This window comes from Neotamlana nanhaiensis, assembly GCF_000943555.1.
Classification (GTDB): Bacteria; Bacteroidota; Bacteroidia; order Flavobacteriales; family Flavobacteriaceae; genus Neotamlana; species Neotamlana nanhaiensis.
Window position 1 is genome coordinate 742,928 of record NZ_JTDV01000001.1, and the last position, 20,072, is coordinate 762,999.

Consider the following 20,072-nt stretch of genomic DNA (forward strand, 5'->3'; position numbering starts at 1 on the left):
GTTAACTATCCAAAATATCTTTCAACTAGATCAACATGTGATTATTCAACATTTTCCTTGCTACATCTTTTAAACAAATACTATAACGGTCGTAAGAACTTAAAATATTTGCAGTTTGTACCTTCAGTTATTTAGCAGCAACTTTAGTCTCGGCAGGAATTCTATAGGGTGTTTTTTCTTCACCCATAGTGTCCAAAACAAAATAATCCAATAAAAACCCGGCATCCAGCATATAAATTTTCAAGGTTTGCTTACCTTTTGAATCTACGGAAACCTTTAACTGTTTTTTTGCTGTATTGCTGAGCACGTTTTGTTTCCAAGTGCTACTTCGTCCTTCGGTTTTAAAATCGATAATTTCAATAGGGTTGTCATTCCACTGAACCCCAACTCTAACCTGTCCGCTAGTTGTTAAAGGGTGCGTAGGAATGGCCACTAAAGTCAACCAAGCAACGTCGGTAATCGTTTCAGCAAATAGCTCGTACTCTAAAACGGCTGCATCATCAAAATTTGAAATGGAACCGCTTTGGAACGGAGCGGCCTGCATTACCGATTGGGTATGCCCAAGACCTTTTATGGGTTGCCAATTGGAATTTTCTTTTGAAATGTTTTTTGTAAAACCATTGGCATAGCCAATAATTCGTCCGTGTTTCTCCACCAAACTATTTTCAGAAGTGTTTTCAAAGGCAGTGGAGATATTGATTTGAATGTCTCTTTTAAAAACATTAGATTCCACGGATATCGTTTCAGAATGTGGTTTTCCTGCCTCTTGCCAAGCATCCCAATTCACTGAAAACGAGATGCGCTCTTCTAAATTTTCATCATCCAATTTACCTGAAGCGTTTTCTACGTTTATCCATTTTGGAAGCTTACTAAATTGCCATGAGGCTTTTTCTGCTGATTTTAAATAAACATCTACAAAATATGAAGCCGAATCGTTTGCATAAAACGTAGGCAAACGAAGCTGGCCGTTATCGAGCTTTAAAGTATCTTCCACAGTGATGCCTATGGGTTCTTCTGAATTTGCAACCGAAATATTGATTTCCGGAATATCGTAAACCGGCAGATTTCGGGGTTTCATATCCATCATACCTTTCCACTTTCCGTTGGATAGACTGTTGTACTTTTCCGTTAACGACACGATATTTTCGTAGGCTTGGTGTGATAGCATTTTATATTGCAATGCACTTTTTCTACCCTGTTCTGCGTATGCCATGGCCTTATCTCTATACAAAAACTTTTTGTTCATATTCGAGGCCGCTTCAACAGGGTAACTTACCAATTGCACAAAAGGACTTTTTAGGTTTTCAGGCAATTGTGCCTCTATATCTTTAACCGCCTTTTCTAAGTTATTATAATCCGCAACGCGTTGCTCGATTTCATCACCGTTCGAAAATGGACTATAGTCTGTATTGTAAATAAGTGTTGTGGGTTCGGTTTGACTCCAGCCCATAAACTCGGGCTTGCGTCCGAATGCCAGTTGATAATAATCTTCCTTAATTTGTGCAATGGATTTGCCATGGTCTTCACCAAAAATATTCTTAAAAAACTCTTCTTGATGCGTTTTTATATATTCCGAATTTTCAAATTTTGAGGCATCATAGGCCATATCCAAAAATAATTGGGTGTTAAATTCGGCGGGTTTTATGTCCCCCACATTCAATATCCAAATGGTTTTGTTGTTCAGTTGGTACGCTTTAATCATTTCTTCCCAAATCAAATACGGACTTGTAGTGCTTAACCACAGATAATCGTGCGGCCTGCCCCAATAAGAAGCGTGATAATAAACGCCACCTCCGCCTGGGCGTTTCTGTTCTTCGGTGTTATTTAACGCTCTGATGTAACCGTAATTATCGTCGGTCCAAACCAGAGTGATATCCTCGGGCACTTCCAGTCCGTTTTTATAAAAGTAGAGCACTTCCTTATAAACGGTAAAGGCTTGGGGCACCTCTTCTACCTTAGTGTTAACATGGGTTTTTATCAAGTTTCTTTGGGCGCTCAAAATACCTTCGAGCAAATCAACTGCTTCATCTTTACTATTTATGCCCTCCATTCCGCTATCGTGAACACCGCGCATACCCACAGTATAAATCGCATCAATATCTTTGGCTTCTTTTACGCGCTCTTCCCAATAATTTAAAACGGTAGCTTGGTTTGTTTTATAGTTGAACGCTCCGTGTTCGGTCTTGCTCCATTCGTCAACATTGTTTCGCAACATAGGCTCGGCATGTGATGTGCCTACTATAATGTCATAACGTTTTGCTGCTTGGGCATTTCCGGGATAATGGAAAAAAGCTTTGGTACTGGGGTGCATGGCTGGCCAAATGGTATTGGCGTTAAGGCGCAACAACAATTCGAATATTTTTGAATAGGTTTTTGGACCAATGTCATTGGTTTCTGGTTCGAATGTTTTGGCGGCCCATGGTTGCAGTCCCCAATCTTCATCGTTTAAAAAGATGCCCCGGTATTTTACCGATGGCGATTTACTGAAAACATCGGGTTGATTCAAAACCAGCTCCTCACTTTTTTTAACGGGAACATCAGCCCACCAGTACCAAGGATTTACACCCATTTTTTTTGAAATGTTGAACACCCCGTAAGCTGTACCTCTGGGATTGGTTCCGGCAATAATGAAGGCTTTTTCAATTTTTCCATTGGGATTTGCTACGGTTTGGTAAGTATAGCTTTCCCATTGGTTTTTAAAATCTTCGGAAATTTGGCTATTCTTTAAAAATGTATTGACAAGCTTGGATTGGATTTCACCAATAACAATAACGTTGCCGTTAACTTCATCGATACTGTTAACTACTTTAGGCCTATAGTTAGTGACCATAAAAATATCCTTGGCGAGCAGATTTGCGGCAATAGAATCTAAATCACTGCCTTTTTCATCATATAATATGGTGGCTTGGTGCTCTGGGGTAATAATCTCAAAATTGTTTTCCGTTAACACTTTAGCACAGGACTGAAATAGCAAGAATACAGCTAGTGCCTTTAAGTTAATAATCGGGTATTTTCTTTTCACTTATTTTTAGTTTTTAAATTGTTAAGCCCAAAAAACTAAGCCCTAATTTCAATGAAATTTAATATAAATATTATTTACTTACCATTAAGTATCTCATTCCTGATTCTAAACCAGAAAGTTCTGCAAGACCTTTAAGTCTGCCAATTAATGGATATCCTGGGTTTGATTTCCTATTAAAATCATCAAGCATTTTATGCCCATGATCTGGCCTAATAGGTATGTTGTAATCTTCTCTACCCGTATTTTTTCTTCTTATTTGTTCTGCTATTATAACTTTCATTACAGATGCTAAGTTTACACTTTCATCTAAATGATCTGCTTCAAAAAAGTCGCCATTGTCTAATATTTTTGTACTTCTTAAATGAAGAAAATGAACCCTATCTGCATATTTTTCAAATATTTCAGGAAGCTTATTGTCTTTTCGAGCACCTAACGAACCGGTACAAAAGGTAATACCATTATTTAAAGAAGGACAAACTTTTGATAGCCACTCAAAATCATCTGCAGTACTAACAATACGGGGTAATCCTAATAATGGATACGGCGGATCGTCTGGATGAACTGCCAAATTAACGCCATATGCTTCAGCTGTAGGCACAACTTCATTTAAGAAATAAGCAAAATTTTCGCGAAGTTTATTCTTATCTATACCATCATATTCCGCCAATAATTTTAGAAAAATCTTAATTGGCTCTTTTTCATCTTCTCCTACTGCGCCATCAATAAAAGATTGTGTAACCACAATAATATTGTAAGCAATGGCTTTTATGTCTTCTTTGGTTAATGCCTCAAATATAGCTTTAGCTGCAGCTATTTGGTTTGGTGTATAATCTTTTAGAGCATTTGGTCTTTCAAGTATATAGATATCGAATGCGGCAAATAAATCGGCCTCGAAATACATGGCTTCTGTACCGTTTTCAAGCGTATAATTTAAGCTTGTTCTCGCCCAATCTAATACGGGCATAAAATTGTAGCATATGGTTTTTATGCCACATTTGCCTAAATTCTTAACACTCTCTTTATAATTTGAAATAATTTTATCGCGGCTTGGTTTTCCTTTTTTAATGTCTTCGTGCAATGGCAAACTCTCTACAACATCCCAAGTAAGGCCATGAGATTCGATATTGTTTTTGGTTTTTAAAATTTCTTCAACTGACCATACTTCTCCGTTTGGTATATGGTGTAATGCAGTAACAATACCTTTAGCTCCTGTTTGTGCAATTTGCGCTAAACTTATTGGGTCTTTTTCACCAAACCAACGTAATGTTTTTTTTAATTCCATACTTATATTATTTAAACGCCACTAAAAGAACTAAAACCGCCATCAATAGGAATGATTGTTCCTGTAATAAAACTTGCCGCATCAGAACATAAAAAATGTACCATACCATTTAACTCGTTAATATCTCCAAAACGTTTCATAGGTGTTCTAGCCAATACTTTTTTACTTCTTTCGGTGTACGAACCATCATCATTTATTAATACTTTTCTGTTTTGGTCGCCTATAAAAAACCCTGGTGAAATGGCATTAACCCGTACCTTTTCTCCAAATTTTATACCCATTTCCATAGCTAACCATTTTGTAAATATATCAATACCACTTTTTGCGACAGAATACCCAGGAACTCTTGTTATTGCAGATAATGTAGCCATTGAAGACACATTGATGATGCTTCCGCTTCCTTTGTTAGCCATGGCTTCACCAAACACTAAACATGGGTAAACAGTACCGTTTAAGTTAAGATTAGTTACTTTTTCGAAGTCTTCAATTTTCATATCAAAAACTGTTTGTTCTTCGGTTAAAGTGGCTCCAGGTAAATTACCGCCAGCAGCATTAATTAAAACATCTATACTACCCCAAGTGTTAAGAATTTTATCTCTTGTAAGTTTCATTTCTTCTACATCTAAAACATTAGAAACAAAACCTATGGCTTTTCCTCCAATTTCTTCTAATTCTTTAACCCTATTATTTACATTTTCTTCTCGAATATCTAAAACAACTACCTTACAACCTGCTTTTATTAAGTGTTTTGAAATACTACCACCTAAAACACCGCCGCCACCTGTTACAATAGCTACTTTTCCTGCTATGTTAAAAAAAATTTCGTTCATCTTTTTATATAATTTATGTTTTTTTAGTGAATTGGAATTGGAATACCTATTAACCCGATTACAATCTATTTTTTTGTAATACGTTTTATTAAAACTTCTTCTTTATTAAAAATTTTAATTAAATACATTCCTGATGAAAAATTAGTAATATCTAATTCATTATTACTATTCAGTTTTTTATTAAATATTAGTCTACCCATGCTATCATATATTGACAAATGAGAATCTTTTAAATCAACATCATCAACTTTAATATTAATAATACCTGTACTCGGATTAGGATAAATTTTTAATTTACTATTGGAAACAATATCATTTACACCTGCAGTTGGCGAATTTCCTAAAAATGTTAAATCGAATCTATCAAATACTAAAAAGTTGCCAGTAGCATTTGGATTTTTACCAACAACTTCAAATTTTAAATTTAAGTCTTCGCTACCTACTTCAATATTGCCAAAGTCGTTTTTATAATATTCAAATTGATTTTTATACAAATCTTCTGGTGCACAAGTAACTTTTCCATTAATGTATAACTGAACAAATCCTCGATTTGGTGCGCCTTTAAGCAGTGCTGATAAGTTATAAATTCCTGGTCCTGGTGAAGGTATGGTATATTCAACAAAATCGCCAATAGCATTAGCTTCAAAAGCTGTTGATGCTCCTCCACTAGCTATTGATTCGCTAAATACATAATGAGGTGTGCCTGTAGTAAATGAACTTTTAACTGTAAGAGTTTCTGCTTCGAAAGATGTTGTTAAAGCATCATTAGTTGCTGGTGTTATATATATCGCAAATGAACTTTTAGGTATCATTTGCGGTAAATCTAAAGAAACGGAGTTATTTGTTATTACATAATCATTTTTGATTACTACTTCAGGATTTGTTAGAACCATTTGATTTGTAATTTGCTCCACTCGTATGTTAACTTTGTCATTATAGGTTAAATATTCTGGTATGTTATCGAGTTGTAATGATACATCATGAGGCGTAAAGTAATTCCTAGTACCTATTAAAACAACCGATCTTTTCATAGTATCATCGGTACTACCAACCGCATCGGAATTTAATCCATCAATAGTTACACCTATCTTTCTCCCTGTCATGTCTTTATATGCATTATAATTCCACCACAAACCTCTAGGCAAATTGGCATTGTCTCTATCGGCCATATCAGCTAAAGTTGCTATAAATTCCGGATCGCTACCAATGCGGGTCCAACAAGCATGTAAACCAAATTCAAAACCATGTTCCGTAGCCCTCTCCATTGAGGCCAAATAGTAAACATTCACACCTGGTATTGAAGTATTATCATTCGAGTATGTTGCACCTTGATATTCTGTAACCGCCATTGGCATAGGTGTAATTCCATTATTAAGCATCCATTGTTTTAACTCATTACAATGTGCTTCGACATCCAAAGGATCTTGGGATAATTCATGCCATGCAAGAATATCGGGCAAACAATTATTCTGCTTACAATATGTTAAAAATTCTTGCATAAAAACAAAATCATATGCATGATCCTCGGGTGCTTGTATTCTAGCTTGAGTATTAATAGACTTTACCGCTTTGTAAGCGACATCGTGTGCCAAAAAATATCTGTTTCTATTATTTGAACTGTTGCCCCATTGCAAACGTGGTTCATTCCATGTAATCCAAGAATAAATATCAAGGTTTTTAGTTTGGGCATCTTTATACACATCTTTACAGATGTTTTCCCATTTAGTAAAGTCACCATTATCTCCTGGAAAATAGGAATCATTCGCTCTGTAGTAATATAATCCAATCATTAAGTTTGCGCCAGTGCTTTTAGCCCTATCATAAGTTTGCTGTTCAAAATAGCTCGGCAAATTTGGATGGTAATCTGCTCCTCTAATAGCATTCACTGTAATACCATCAATCAAATACTGAGCGGGGTTATTAGCACTTATTCCGTGTAACAAACCACTAGCTACTTGTTTTGATTCGCCTTTGTCTATAGCATAATCAATTGTAATGTTCGATAATGTTTGGGAATTACTTTCAAGACATAATAAAAGTGTAATGAAAAGAAATATTTTCATAATTGGTTTTGGTTTAGTTGATATCGGTAAAATAACGGCTTGCAACTATATATGAAGGGGTATAATATGACTTTAGGCAATACTTTTATTGACTTATTTTATAATATTAGAGGACACCCAACAAAATAAAATTACATTAAAGAATTTTAAGGATTTAAAACGTGTACAACGCTCCTCTACCGGTTAGTTGCCATTTACAATTACGGAGGCTTTTCCCGAATTAAGGATTACTATTCATTTATATGAGTAATTATCTTAAAGGAAAGCTCCATGTAAATGACATTGCTAATCTAAGGGATAAGCAAGAGGGTAACACGCTGCGCGATGTTACGTTTTCATGTTCCTTCAGAACGGCAGCAAAATAAAGGACTTTGGAAGGCTGTACTTCTTTGTGCTTTGTTCCCAGTGTTTGTTTTTCAGAAAAAACCTTGGCAGCCCAATGAAATCGTTGATTTTTTCGTAAAAAATGGATTATCGATAGGATTTCACCGAAAACACTGCGCAGTATTAGCTCGATAAATCCATAGATTTCCCATCGCTCTTGGAGAAGATGTGCACGGCTTTTTTAATATTTCAAGTTCAAGTTCCTTTTCTCTAAGAGCTTTCCTCAGTCTTTTAAATTCTAAAGCATCACCGGGTATTAGTTTTTTTAGGCTTATGGGATGTGGTTGTTTTGGTTGCCCTACGCCATTTGTAGATCCTTTGGTCCTCTAATTTCGTGCGCTAACTCTTTTATATTCTCTCGCTGGTAGCCTAAGCGAACCGCCTGTTCCTTTAACTCGAGGCTGTAATATCATTTTTTCATGCTTCTAAGATATTTGTTTTGTAACATTCGGACTTAAATTTTATGTCCGAGTAAAAGTAGCAACCCCAATTTTGTATGCTTACCGAAATTAGAACTATTTAATTGTCTGAAATTTTTATAAAATTATTGTTTTCGCATCGCGTTGGATAAGCCCAGGGAAATATAGAACCCATGTAAAAAAATAGGGTTATAAACATTTTATAACCCTAGAAAATTTATTTCGTGAAAACCACACCTTTAGGATTCACCTTTTTAATAGCTCCATTTTCAGCGAAGTTTAAGCTATCGATAGCCAATTCGCGAAAAAGCTCATCTTTATTATCGGTAATTCTATGATAGAGGATATATAATTGTCCGTTTTCTTCAAACACCGAATGGTGTCCTGGACCGCGAGTCACTTTATCTGGTGTTGTAGATAGTACTGGGCTATTTTCACCTTCTTCAAAAGGGCCATAAGGCGAATTTGAAGTAGCATATCTTACTTTATAAGTTTCCGTAGTACATTTTCCATCAGAATACATTAAATAATAAACATCATTCTTTTTAACCATAAATGGCGCTTCAAAGTAATTTGGAGGTGTAATATCTTTTATTTCAGCTTCATTAAACGATATCATATCATCCTTTAATTTCACAACGAAACAATGGCCGTTTACCCATTGCAAACCAGAGCCCCAGTATAAATACGCTTGTCCATCATCATCTATAAATGCTTCGGCATCAATCATATGATATTCTGGAAACATATTGCCTTTTATTAGTGGTGTATTATCTTCTTTTGCATTTTTCCAAGGTCCAAGCGGATGGTCGCTCACGCCCGCCCAAACTTCACTTCCAACAGAAATATACATGTAAAACTTGCCATCTTTACCTTGAATTACAGATGGCGCCCAAACTCTACTATCGTTTGATGTTGGACTAGTGCACAACGTTTTTGTAGGCCAATTTAAAGTCTTTGGTTCCCAGGTTTTAAAATCGGATGACTCAAAAACTGCTAAATCTTCACCTCCCCAAGGATCTTTGGTCGCATAAACATAAAACTTACCGTCGTATTTAACTATGGAAGGATCTGCAAAATCGCCTTCAATAACGGGGTTAGTAATCGCTACTTGGGTTTTCGTTTTTTGGTTACAGCTAAACGCGAGCAAACCTACTGCGAAAACCGTTAAAATTTTTGAACCTACTCTAAACATATTGAAATTTATTATTAATTACTTCGATTTTTTATAAACGCTTAAGCCGTAAAACAGAATGTAAACAAAGCATAACAATGGCAAAACAAACGAAAAGTTAATCTCTGAAACTCCCATTATTTTTATATCGTTTACACCAACGCCACCAAGATCTATAATTAAACCTTGTAATTTTGGCATTAAAGCACCACCAACAATAGCCATAATTAAACCTGCTGATCCTACTTTTGATTGTTCTTCGGTTAAATCACCTAAAGCGATACCATAAATTGTTGGAAACATAATGGACATAAAAAACGACACGGACACTAAAGCATACAGTCCGAAAATACCCTTTATAAAAATTGTTAGTAAAATACATAGCGCCCCAAAAATTGCAAAACGCATCAGTAATTTTCCTGAATTTATAAAACGTAACAAATACGTACCCAAAGCTCTACCAATTGTAAACAGAACAAAAGCCCCCATTTGGTAATAACCTGCTGTAACACTATCAAGACCAATAGCTTCGGCGTATTGATAAATATAAGTCCAACACATAATTAAACAGCCCATGTGGGTTATTTGCGCTAAAACTCCATATTTATACTTGTTGTTTTTAAACAACTGTTTAAACGTATTTTTAAGACTTGGCATAGCATCTTCGTCTTTTGCTTGAGGCATTTTACAAACCAAGAACAAGAAGAATACCCCAATTAAAACAAGACCAAGGATTACATACGGATTTTTTATAACCAATAAATCTGAAGTCTTTACTAGAGTTTTTGATGCTTCATCAAGCACACTAAAATCCTCAATATCATCAGACTGTAAATTCTTTAAAACGAATTGTTGAGCAACCAATAAACCTAGAATTAATCCTAATGGATTGAACGCCTGAGCTAAATTTAAACGTTGTGTTGCCGTAGCTTTATCGCCCATAGCCAACGCATAAGGATTTGCAGCGGTTTCTAAAAAGGCCAAACCAAAAGTTAAAATGTATAGTCCTAAGCAGAAAAACCAAAATTGCTCTGTTATTGCCGCAGGATAAAACAGTAAGGCTCCTGTTGCATAAAGCGCCAAACCTATTAAAATACCAACTTTATACGAGTACTTACGCATAAACATGGCTGCTGGTAATGCCATACAAAAATACCCGCCATAAAACGCCATTTGTACCCATGCCGCTTGCGAGTTTGATAATTCTAATACTTTTTTAAATGCTTGCACCATAGGATCGGTTACAGCATTTGCAAATCCCCATAACGCAAACAAAGAGGTTACCAAAATAAAAGGTATTAACATATGCTTTGGCACTACAGGTATTTTAGATGTGTTTTTCATTTATGATTTTATAAAAAATGTGGTTTTAATTCTTGTAAAGATGAAAAATTATGAGCTAAAAAATAGAGATATTTTAATCAAAAATATGGACAAATACACAACCAGCAGGCAATCAATAGGTTCTATTTTAGAAGCGTACTAGGTGAATAACCAAATTGCTTTTTAAAACAACGACTGAAGTATAACGGATCGTTAAAACCAACTTGATTGGCCACTTCAGAGACGTTATAATTTTTAGTTTTTAGTAATTGTGCCGATTTTTTTAAACGGATGGTTCTAATAAATTCGTTTGGTGTTAAATCGGTTAGCTGAGTGATTTTTCTATATAATTTCGAAGAACTCATAGCTAAAGATTCACTTAAAAATCCTGGAGTGAGTTTTGGGTTGCTTATGTTCTTTTCAATAATCGCTTTTATTTTTGAAATAAGCTCCACATCAATTTGAGAATGCGCCAGTGTAATTACATCGGTTTCGGCTTCGCCAGAGAATTTTCTTTTTAAATCTAAATGAATTTTAATAATGTTATTGATTCGTGTTTTTAGTAACGCTGGATCAAAAGGTTTTACCAAATAACCATCTACACCAATACTGTAGCCTTTTATTCTATTTTCATTTTCGGCTAAAGCTGTTAAAAGAACAACGGCAATATGACTTAAATTTTCGTCTGCTTTTAAGGCTTCAACAAACTCAAAACCATTCATAACAGGCATCATCACATCGGCAACACAAAGCACTGGCTTTTCTTTTCTACAAATTTCTAATCCTTCTTTACCATTTTCGGCCTCGTAAACTTTATAAAATGAAGACAGATATTCAACTACATATTTTCTAAGTTCTGCATTGTCGTCTAAAACTAATATTTTTTGTTTTACATCGGTATTATGCTTTACAGCCTTCACATTAATACTTTGAAAAACCGATTCTTTTAACTTAAACGGAGTAATGTTATGGTCTTGCGCATCGGAAGCTGTAAAATGTGCCAATTCATCATCGGTGTAAGATGGTTTACCCACAGGAAGTTCTACTGTAAACACACTGCCTTCGTTTGGTGCGCTAACAACATAAATTTCACCTTTATGAATTTCTACCAAAGCTTCTACCAAAGACAAGCCAATACCGGTACCAGTTGTACTCGATTTACTGTTTTGCGCTTGATAAAACCTTGAAAATATTTTATCCTGACTTTCTTTAGGAATGCCAATACCATCATCGCTTACTTCTATTTTCAAGACTCTTTCGCTGTCTTCTTTCAAGCCTAAAAACAGATCGACATTACCATACTGATCTGTAAATTTCATAGCGTTGGACAGCAGATTAAAAAGTATTTTATTGTATTTATCTAAATCTAACCAACAAATAAGTTGTTCGTGTTCAAGGTTTAAATTAAAGTTTATATTTTTTGTTTGTGCAAGCTCTACAAACGAATTAAATATATTGTGCGTGGCGCTAACAATATCCACCTCGTTGACTTGCAATTTTAAGGCGCCAGTTTCGGCTCTTCTAAAATCTAAAATTTGGTTGACTAACCTTAATAGTCTGTTGGCATTTTGATAAATTAAATCGAGTCGACTTTTCTCGTAAGTATCCTTATTTTCCTGCTCTAAAAGTTGTTTTACAGGCCCCAAAATTAAGGTTAAAGGCGTTCTTAATTCGTGCGATATGTTTGTAAAAAAACGTAATTTTTCACTGTTTAGCTTTTCGTCGCGCTCGCGCTTAACTTTTTCTAATAATAGTTCTTGTTTTAACTTTAAGCGCAGTTTTATTTGCTTTCTTGAAAAGTAAACAGGAATAGCCAGCAAAAATAAAATTAACGCAAAACCTTTGTACGTCAGCCAAAAGGTTGGCTTTACTTTAATGGTATAGGCGTTAACATCGCTCCAAACGCCATCATTATTACTCGAGCGAATTTTAAAAACATAAGTTTTAGAATATAAGTTGGTGTATTGTACCGTGCGGGATTCGCTGGTTGTTTCTACCCAATCTTTATCGAAACCTTCAAGTTTGTACTGAAATTTATTCTGTTGCGCACTTGTAAATGAAGGATTTGCAAATTGTATTGAAAAACTTCTGTTTTTATAAATTAAATCGACCTCTTTGGAGAAATTAATATCTTCCTTGAAGGGAATTTGATCGTTTATTACCGTGCCCGGTAAAATTTCTTTGTTTTCAATTTTAAATTCGGTAATTATTGGTTTGGGTGAATTATTATTTTCCTTTATTTCGTTTACCGAAAAATGCACCACACCTTCCTTTCCTGCTATGTAAATTTTAGAATCGTTTAAATTAAAGAAGCCATTGGCACTAAATACATCGAGTCGGTTTCCGTTAGGAACTTGATAAATGTTAGCGGTGTTATCTTTGGGATTATACTTTACAATTTTATTGTTGTTCATGTTAAGCCACAACATCTTATTTTTATCGATAGTTAAATCGGTTACCCATTTGCCATTAAGGTCTTTTAATTCTGGAATGGGCATAAAATCATCAATAGTGGCATCATATTTTGCTAATCCTTTACGCGTTGCCGCATAAATATTGTCTCCATTAATTAAAACATCACTTACATTGTTATGCGGCAATCCTTTTTTAGCATGTAATCCTTTTTGGTATCGCTTTACCTGCTGGTTTTCAACATTGTATTTTATTAAACCTGTTTCTGCAGCAAACCAAACGTTACCGCCATCTTTCCTAATTTTATTAATATCGATATCTGTAAATAAAATGTGCTTAAATGGTTTTACTTCTAAAGTTTTTAGATTTAAAATGGCAACACCTTGCCCGTAAACGCTAATAAACATGGTGCTATCATCAAACTTTTCAAAAGCAAAAACAGGAGCGTCTTTGTATCCAATATCTATTATTTTATGTGTTTTATTAAGATAATTGTAAAGCATTAATCTGCCATCCCAAAGTCCGCAATAAAACAGTTTACCATCTGCCGAATAAATACTGGCAATATTAGTTTTTGTAGTAAATAGCGGTTCAATGCTATTGTTGTCGGTAATGAAGAGTCCGTTATGCCATGTCGCAATAAGCACCTTATCGTCATAAGTTTTTTCGAACCCTCTAATTCTTGGCGCTTGATTACCAATATATTTAGAAATATCTTTATTTAAGTTAAACTGATTTTCGAAAGGATTGTATTTATCTAAGCCATCTTCTGTTCCAATCCACAACACGCCAGAAGGATCGAAATACAGAGCCGAAATTAAATTATCGACCAACGACGTATCATCAGACAATACCGAATAATACCACTGATAATTTCCAGTGGTGATATCCTCTAAAGCATCACAAACCAATAAACCACCGAGTGTTCCTATCCAATATTTACCTTCTGGAGATTTGGCAACCGATAAAAAATAGGGACCAATACGCTCGCGCTCAGTTTTATCTTCAATGTAAAGATTCTTAAAGCTATCTGTAGTCACATCGAGTTTGTAAAGTCCTTCTCTTGTACCCACAAAAATATCGGACTTCGTATCTTGAAAAATGAAGTTTAAATAAGGGTTGATGTGATTTGAATTCGGAATTTTTAAAGTATAAGGCTTAATTTCAACAAAATCGCCCTTAGCATCCATCGTAATTTTTGTTACCGAAGCTTTACCAAAACTACCTACCCAAATATTGCCGCTTTTATCTTCAAAAATATCTTTTACATAAGCGACACCTTCAATTTCTATTTTTTCAAATCGTTCTTCTTCAGGATAAAATAAATGAACGCCAGCTGTTTTTGTACCTACCCAAACACGTTTAAATTTATCTACAAACACCGAGCGCACCTCATCGTCAGGCAATGAATTAGGGTCTTCGGGATTGTTTAAGAAAGTTTTAAAAGTATGCGTATTGGTTTTTAATAAGCTTAAACCCTTTCGTGTTCCAATCCATAAATTGTTTAAGGTTTCATCATATTCTAACCCGGTGATATCGTCGTTATAAAGTCTGTTATTGGTTGCATTTGTACTTAAATACGATTTAAATTGATAGCCATCAAAACGGTTTAAACCATCAAAAGTACCCAACCATAAAAAGCCTTGTTTATCTTGAACGATGTGGCGAACAGAATTGTGTGAGAGCCCATTTTTATCGTTGTAGTGTTCAAATTTTAACGTTTGTGCAGAAACATTTAAAACAACTAAAAATAAAAAAAAGATAAAATTCCTTGCCATAAATCAAAAATACCACAGTAATAACGCAATATATTAATAAAATTAAAATAAGTTAATAGTTATTAATATCATTTTAAAATTGAAAAAAGTTAAAGCTCTCCCAACGAGTTTGATATGCTATATTTTACTCTCGCTCAATTTAAAATCGTGTTTCTTCAGGAAAAGCATACGAGTCTTTCCAACCTCCAAAATCAATTAAAATTTGATCTATCATTACACCTGGATCGACCATCCAAATTTTTAAGGTATGCTTACCCGCCTTGTTTACAATGCCTTTAGCCGATTTTATAGCTGCATTTTTTAAAACGTTTTGTTTCCATGCATCGCTACGTCCAAAAGTTTGAAAGTCGATAATTTCAGGTTCAGCGTCATCAATAGCTAGAGCACAACGCACACCATAACCCTCAAAAAATGCATGTGTTGGTATCGCTTGGACATTAATGTTTACCTCTCCAAAATTGAAACTGTAAAAATCGTATTCAAGCATTGGGCTATCCTTCAAAATTTCTGAAGCATCCGTAATTGATTTTGCGCTACGCGGAAGCGCCACAGCAACCTTATTGGTATATCCTAAACCTTCATAGGTTTCCCAATTGGCTTCAGCGCCTTTGGTTTTTCTTGTTGCGTTTTCAGCATTTATGGATACGAATCCTTTATCTTCTACAAATCCTTTGAAATTTTTTAAATCTTCTAACTCCGGATTGAATACCGAAACGCCTACTTTATGGTTATTTTCATTTGAAGAAAAATTGATTGCCGAATTCACCTTATAACTTGGTGGTATAAGTTGATAATCGTGACCAAGTGGCGCTTCTTTTTTATTTTCACCTTTCGGAACTTGATTCCAATCGATGGTAACATAAATGCGTTCTTCAGGATTTTCAATATTTAAAACACCTTTGCTTTGTGATAATTTAATCCATGACGCTTCTGGTTTTGCTTCCCAATTTAAAGTTTGATTTCCTTTTAAAAAGACATCAATGTAATAGGTGTTCTTGGTATATGCGTTAAAAACTGGCAATACATCGGCATAAGAATTTATCACCTTGTTATTTAATTCCATTTGATAGCTTTCAAGAGCTATTCCTAAATCGTTGACATTCGTACTTGCTGGAATTGCAGTGTCTGGCTTATCAAAAACAGGTAAAAATCGAGGTTGCATCGTCATGATGTGATTCCATTTACCGTTTTTCAACTTTGTATTATAATAGTCTGTTTCTGCTTTTATGGTGTTAAAGGCATCCTCTGATTCTTTTGCAAATGCCGTTGCGCTAAAACGCCCTTGTTTTGCTACAAACTTACTTTTATAAGCATACAACCACTTGTTATTTTGATTAGCCGCCGCAACTATTGGATAATATACCAATTGATAAAAAGCATCTTTTCTGTGCTCCGGAAGGTTGGGTTTTACGGCTTCAACCTGCTCTAACAACTCATTAAAAGCAGAAATACGTTTGCTAACCTCATCGCCGTAATGAAATTGACTCAATTCGGTAACTCCTGATTTAGTTACAGGCTCCACTTGACTCCAAGCCATAAATTCTGGACGACGTTTAAACGCTAAAACATCATTTGCACTTAAAATATCTGCTATTTTTTCGGCATACTTTTCTCCAAATTCGCGCTTTGCCCAATTTTGTTTATGCGTTTTTAAATAAGTATTGTTTTGAAATGGCGCCATATCCCAAGCCATATCTAAAAACAGTTCCATATTATACTCATGCGGTTTAATATCACCAACATTTAAAATCCATAAATCTTGAGAGTTAAATTGATAGGCTTTTAGCATTTCTTCCCACATTAAAGCAGGACTTGTTGAGTTTAACCACAAATAATCATGCGGACGCCCCCAATACGATGTGTGGTAATACACACCTGCTCCACCGATGCGTTTCTGTTCCTCTGGGTTGCTTAATTGACGGATATATCCATAGTTATCGTCGGTCCATACCAAAGTAATATCCTCTGGTAAATTCAACCCGCTTTGGTAGTAATGTAACACTTCTTTATAAGGCACAAAAGCTTGTGGTTTGTGTTCGCCTTTTTTCGAGTTAGCTTTTAAAATAGCACGCTGGTCGGTTATAACTTTTTCTAATAATTTCACTTGCGAATCGGTATCATCTTCACCAACAATCATTGGCGAATCATGCTCACCGCGCATGCCAATGGTATAAATACCATCGTAGTTTGCCGTTTCTTTAGCACGTTTTTTAAAAAACGATTTTATGGATTCGGAATTGGTATCGTAACGATATTCGCCCATAGTTTCATGATTCCATTCTGCGTTGATGTTTGAAAGCATAGGTTCGGCATGCGAACTGCCAATTACAATAGCATAATCGTCGGCAACTTCTTTATTCTTAGGATAAAAGTAAAATGCCTTAGTGGATTTGTGCATTGCAGGCCAAATGGTATTGGCGCGTAAACGCAAAAGCAATTCGAATACTTTTGCGTAAGTTTTTGGGCCTATATCTCCCGTTTCAGGTTCGTAAGTTAAAGCTGCCCAACGCTGTAAGCCCCAATCTTCATCATTTAAAAACACACCTCGATATTTTACCGAAGGATTGCCATAAATTTTAGTGTTATCAACTGTAATAGAGATTTCAATTTTAGGCTCTGGAGTAACATCTGCCCACCATTCCCAAGGTGAAACCCCCATTTGTCTTGACAGCTCAAGTAATCCGTATGCAGTGGCACGTCTATCGGAACCTACCACAACCAAAGCCTTTTCTATATTTTGAAAGGGATTATCAACTAAAATTATTTTAAAGGTTTCCCATTTCGTTTTGATAGTTGAAACATCAATTTTTTTTGAATTTATCAATTTATCAATCCATTTGCTACTTCCAATAGTACCAGCAATAATTGCATAATCTTCTAGTTTATTTACAATTTCAGGCTTCTTTTTGGTAATATTAAAAACATCATTTGCCAATAAATTTGCTGCAATTTCGACTACTTTGGCATCAGATTTATCAATAACAATATTTGCAGTACTTGTCTTTGATGCCATTTGAAAGCTATTTTGAGCCTTTAAAAATTGTAATGTCAACAGCGTTAAACACAAAAAAAGTTTATGCATAGAATTAAATTTCATACTATTTTATTTATCAGATTTTGATGGTGGCACAACATTTACACCCCAATTTTTAGAAGACTTATTACCCATTTTAAACTCTAAAACACCTCCGTTTACGATATCTTGATGCTCAATAAAAGCTTTATCGAATGATTCTCCATTTAATGTAGCCGATTGGATATACCTATTTTTTACTGATAAATTTCTTGCTCTAATAGTAAAATCTTTCCCGTTAGTTTGATGAATATTAGTTTCTTTAAAATAGGGTGTATTTATAAGGTAATACGACTGTCCTGCGTTGGGGTACAACCCCATCATGTGAAAAGCCAACCATGACGACATGGCTCCAGAATCGTCGTTTCCAGGGATACCATCGCGACTACTATCGTAATTTTCATCAATTATTTTATGAATGCGTTCTGAACTTAAATCTGGACGACCAATCCAGTGATATAAATTTGGAGTTAAAAACGAAGGTTCGTTCGCTACATTGTAAAATCCTTTATTAAAAAATGTGTTTAATCGCTTTTCGAAAGCCAGCTTACCTCCAGATTTTTCTATTACTTTAGCAACATCATGCGGTACTGAAAGTGAATACTCCCAAGAACTTGCCTCGTAAAAAAAACCACACCACCAGCAAACACAGTTAGGCCAATCTTGAGCCACAGGTGTATAAGGCACGTAATTTATTTTACCGTTACTTACATTACACTGTATACTGTCTACCCATTTACCTTGCGAATCTTTTGGCATTATAAAACCACGCGAACCGTTATCTTCTATGTCTCTCCACAGGTTTTCCCAATTATCGGATTGGTTAATAAACCGCCAATATTCTCCTTTGCGTTTTATGGCTTTAGCCACAGTTGCTAAACAAAAATCGTTGTAGGCATACTCTATAGTTCGGTTACCTGAACGCACATAATTGGTAGAGACATAACCTAAATTATTATAATCTACCAAGCCTCCTCGACCTTCTTTTTCTTCGTTACCACCTGGAGGAAACATAGCGTCTTTCATCATGGCTTCTAAAGCCAATTTATAGTTTATGCCTTCTAAACCTTTTACAAAAGCATCCGCAATTACAACTTCTGCATTGGAGCCTCCTTGCGTTCTGCCATTAGAATTTCCACTGCGTGCATCGGGTAAGTATCCATCACGTTTATAAATTTGCAACATGGCGTTTACAATATCTATTTCGCGCTTGGGATCGAGCAAGGTTATTAAAGGGCTAGACGACCTAAAGGTATCCCAAATGGCATAAAAATCGTCGTAATAAGGTGTGTTATTTTCCCATTTTGGATTTTCTCCAGTTCTATCTACAGGCATTAACATGGTGTGGTATAACCCAGTGTAAAACATGGTTTTATTTTCTAAAGTGGCATCAGCATCAATGCTAACCCGACTTAAAATTTGTTCCCATTTTTGTTCAGTTTCTGTACGTACTTTATTAAAATCCCAATGCGGAATTTCATTTTCTAAATTATATTTTGCTTTTAATTCACTTAAAAACGAAATTCCTATTTTCATGTTAATTGATTCCCCTTCTGAAGCATTAAAAAATAACATAACGCCGGTTTTACTGCCATCGTCTACTTGTGTTTTTTGATTAGGATAAAACGTTTGTTTTTTCCATGTTGAAAAGGATGTAAAAGGTTTATTAAATACTGCTGTAAAATATACTGTATATGCCGCTCCATTGTTCCAACCTCCTCTTATTTTAGTATAACCTCTAACTTCGGTATTTGAGATAACCTCGACCTGAGAGCCTACAAATTGTTGTGTTTCTCGCCCATCTTTTACATCGGTTTCGTCTAGATAACGACCCAAATCAATTTTTATAGCTTGTTCGGCATTTTTTTGATAGTTAAACTGATAAATAGACGCTCTATCAGAGGTTGTTATTCTAGTTTCAATACCCCATTTTTTTAGCAATACTTTATAAAACCCTAAAGCTATGTCTTCTTCAGATTTTAAAGATTCTTGCGCTATAGAATCGAAATTACCAGAATATGGCATTACGGAAACGTTGCCATATTTTGCACCCCCGCCTGTACCACTTACATGAACTTGACTAAACCCATAAATTGGTTTTGCATCGTTTGTAGAATATCCGCTATTAGCATGTAAAGCATTATCTGGTCCTGGTTTACTCATCCCATAAGGACAAGAAGGCCCTATAAACACATTGCCTAAACCTTCTGAACCAATCATAGGATCTACATATTTAAAATTTTGAGCTAACACCAATGTTGATACGCAAAATAAAACCGCTGTAGCTCCATACATAAACTTAATTTTCATGA

Annotated in this window: 9 protein-coding genes; all 9 read right to left on the reverse strand. The window is 35.2% G+C overall.

Features of this window, described 5'->3' with window-relative positions; genetic code table 11:
- Positions 1 to 127: 127 nt before the first annotated feature.
- Positions 128 to 3,022, reverse strand: coding sequence for a glycosyl hydrolase 115 family protein (locus PK35_RS02870; protein WP_131474390.1), 2,895 nt, complete (start codon positions 3,020 to 3,022; stop codon positions 128 to 130).
- Between the two features lie 70 nt (positions 3,023 to 3,092).
- Positions 3,093 to 4,304 (reverse strand): mannonate dehydratase, encoded by a 1,212-nt coding sequence (gene uxuA, locus PK35_RS02875; protein ID WP_044625105.1) that lies wholly within the window; start codon positions 4,302 to 4,304, stop codon positions 3,093 to 3,095.
- Positions 4,305 to 4,315: 11 nt separating this feature from the next.
- Entirely contained in the window at positions 4,316 to 5,134 is an 819-nt protein-coding gene (locus tag PK35_RS02880; RefSeq protein ID WP_044625106.1) for an SDR family oxidoreductase, read from the reverse strand.
- A 65-nt stretch (positions 5,135 to 5,199) separates the two neighbouring features.
- Positions 5,200 to 7,197 carry a T9SS type A sorting domain-containing protein gene (locus PK35_RS02885; RefSeq protein WP_044625107.1) on the reverse strand — a complete coding sequence of 666 codons (1,998 nt, stop codon included), beginning with the start codon at positions 7,195 to 7,197 and terminating at the stop codon, positions 5,200 to 5,202.
- A 1,020-nt stretch (positions 7,198 to 8,217) separates the two neighbouring features.
- Positions 8,218 to 9,195, reverse strand: a complete 978-nt coding sequence (locus tag PK35_RS02890; protein ID WP_044625108.1) for a family 43 glycosylhydrolase — start codon at positions 9,193 to 9,195, stop codon at positions 8,218 to 8,220.
- Between the two features lie 18 nt (positions 9,196 to 9,213).
- Entirely contained in the window at positions 9,214 to 10,518 is a 1,305-nt protein-coding gene (gene fucP / locus PK35_RS02895; RefSeq protein ID WP_044625109.1) for an L-fucose:H+ symporter permease, read from the reverse strand.
- 122 nt (positions 10,519 to 10,640) lie between these two features.
- The gene (locus PK35_RS02900) at positions 10,641 to 14,687 is read right to left on the reverse strand and encodes a hybrid sensor histidine kinase/response regulator transcription factor (protein WP_044625110.1); all 4,047 of its coding nucleotides are present in this window, start codon (positions 14,685 to 14,687) and stop codon (positions 10,641 to 10,643) included.
- 139 nt (positions 14,688 to 14,826) lie between these two features.
- The gene (locus PK35_RS02905) at positions 14,827 to 17,700 is read right to left on the reverse strand and encodes a glycosyl hydrolase 115 family protein (RefSeq protein WP_162182421.1); all 2,874 of its coding nucleotides are present in this window, start codon (positions 17,698 to 17,700) and stop codon (positions 14,827 to 14,829) included.
- Positions 17,701 to 17,790: 90 nt separating this feature from the next.
- A complete protein-coding gene (locus PK35_RS02910; RefSeq protein ID WP_044625112.1) occupies positions 17,791 to 20,070 on the reverse strand; it encodes a GH92 family glycosyl hydrolase in 2,280 nt (759 codons plus the stop codon).
- Positions 20,071 to 20,072: the final 2 nt, after the last annotated feature.

Coding starts and splice junctions, on each gene's coding strand:
- PK35_RS02910 (WP_044625112.1), bottom strand. CDS start 20,070: ATGAAAATTAAGTTTATGTATGGAGCTACAGCGGTTTTATTTTGCGTA.
- PK35_RS02900 (WP_044625110.1), bottom strand. CDS start 14,687: ATGGCAAGGAATTTTATCTTTTTTTTATTTTTAGTTGTTTTAAATGTT.
- PK35_RS02905 (WP_162182421.1), bottom strand. CDS start 17,700: ATGGCATCAAAGACAAGTACTGCAAATATTGTTATTGATAAATCTGAT.
- PK35_RS02890 (WP_044625108.1), bottom strand. CDS start 9,195: ATGTTTAGAGTAGGTTCAAAAATTTTAACGGTTTTCGCAGTAGGTTTG.
- PK35_RS02880 (WP_044625106.1), bottom strand. CDS start 5,134: ATGAACGAAATTTTTTTTAACATAGCAGGAAAAGTAGCTATTGTAACA.
- uxuA (WP_044625105.1), bottom strand. CDS start 4,304: ATGGAATTAAAAAAAACATTACGTTGGTTTGGTGAAAAAGACCCAATA.
- fucP (WP_044625109.1), bottom strand. CDS start 10,518: ATGAAAAACACATCTAAAATACCTGTAGTGCCAAAGCATATGTTAATA.
- PK35_RS02885 (WP_044625107.1), bottom strand. CDS start 7,197: ATGAAAATATTTCTTTTCATTACACTTTTATTATGTCTTGAAAGTAAT.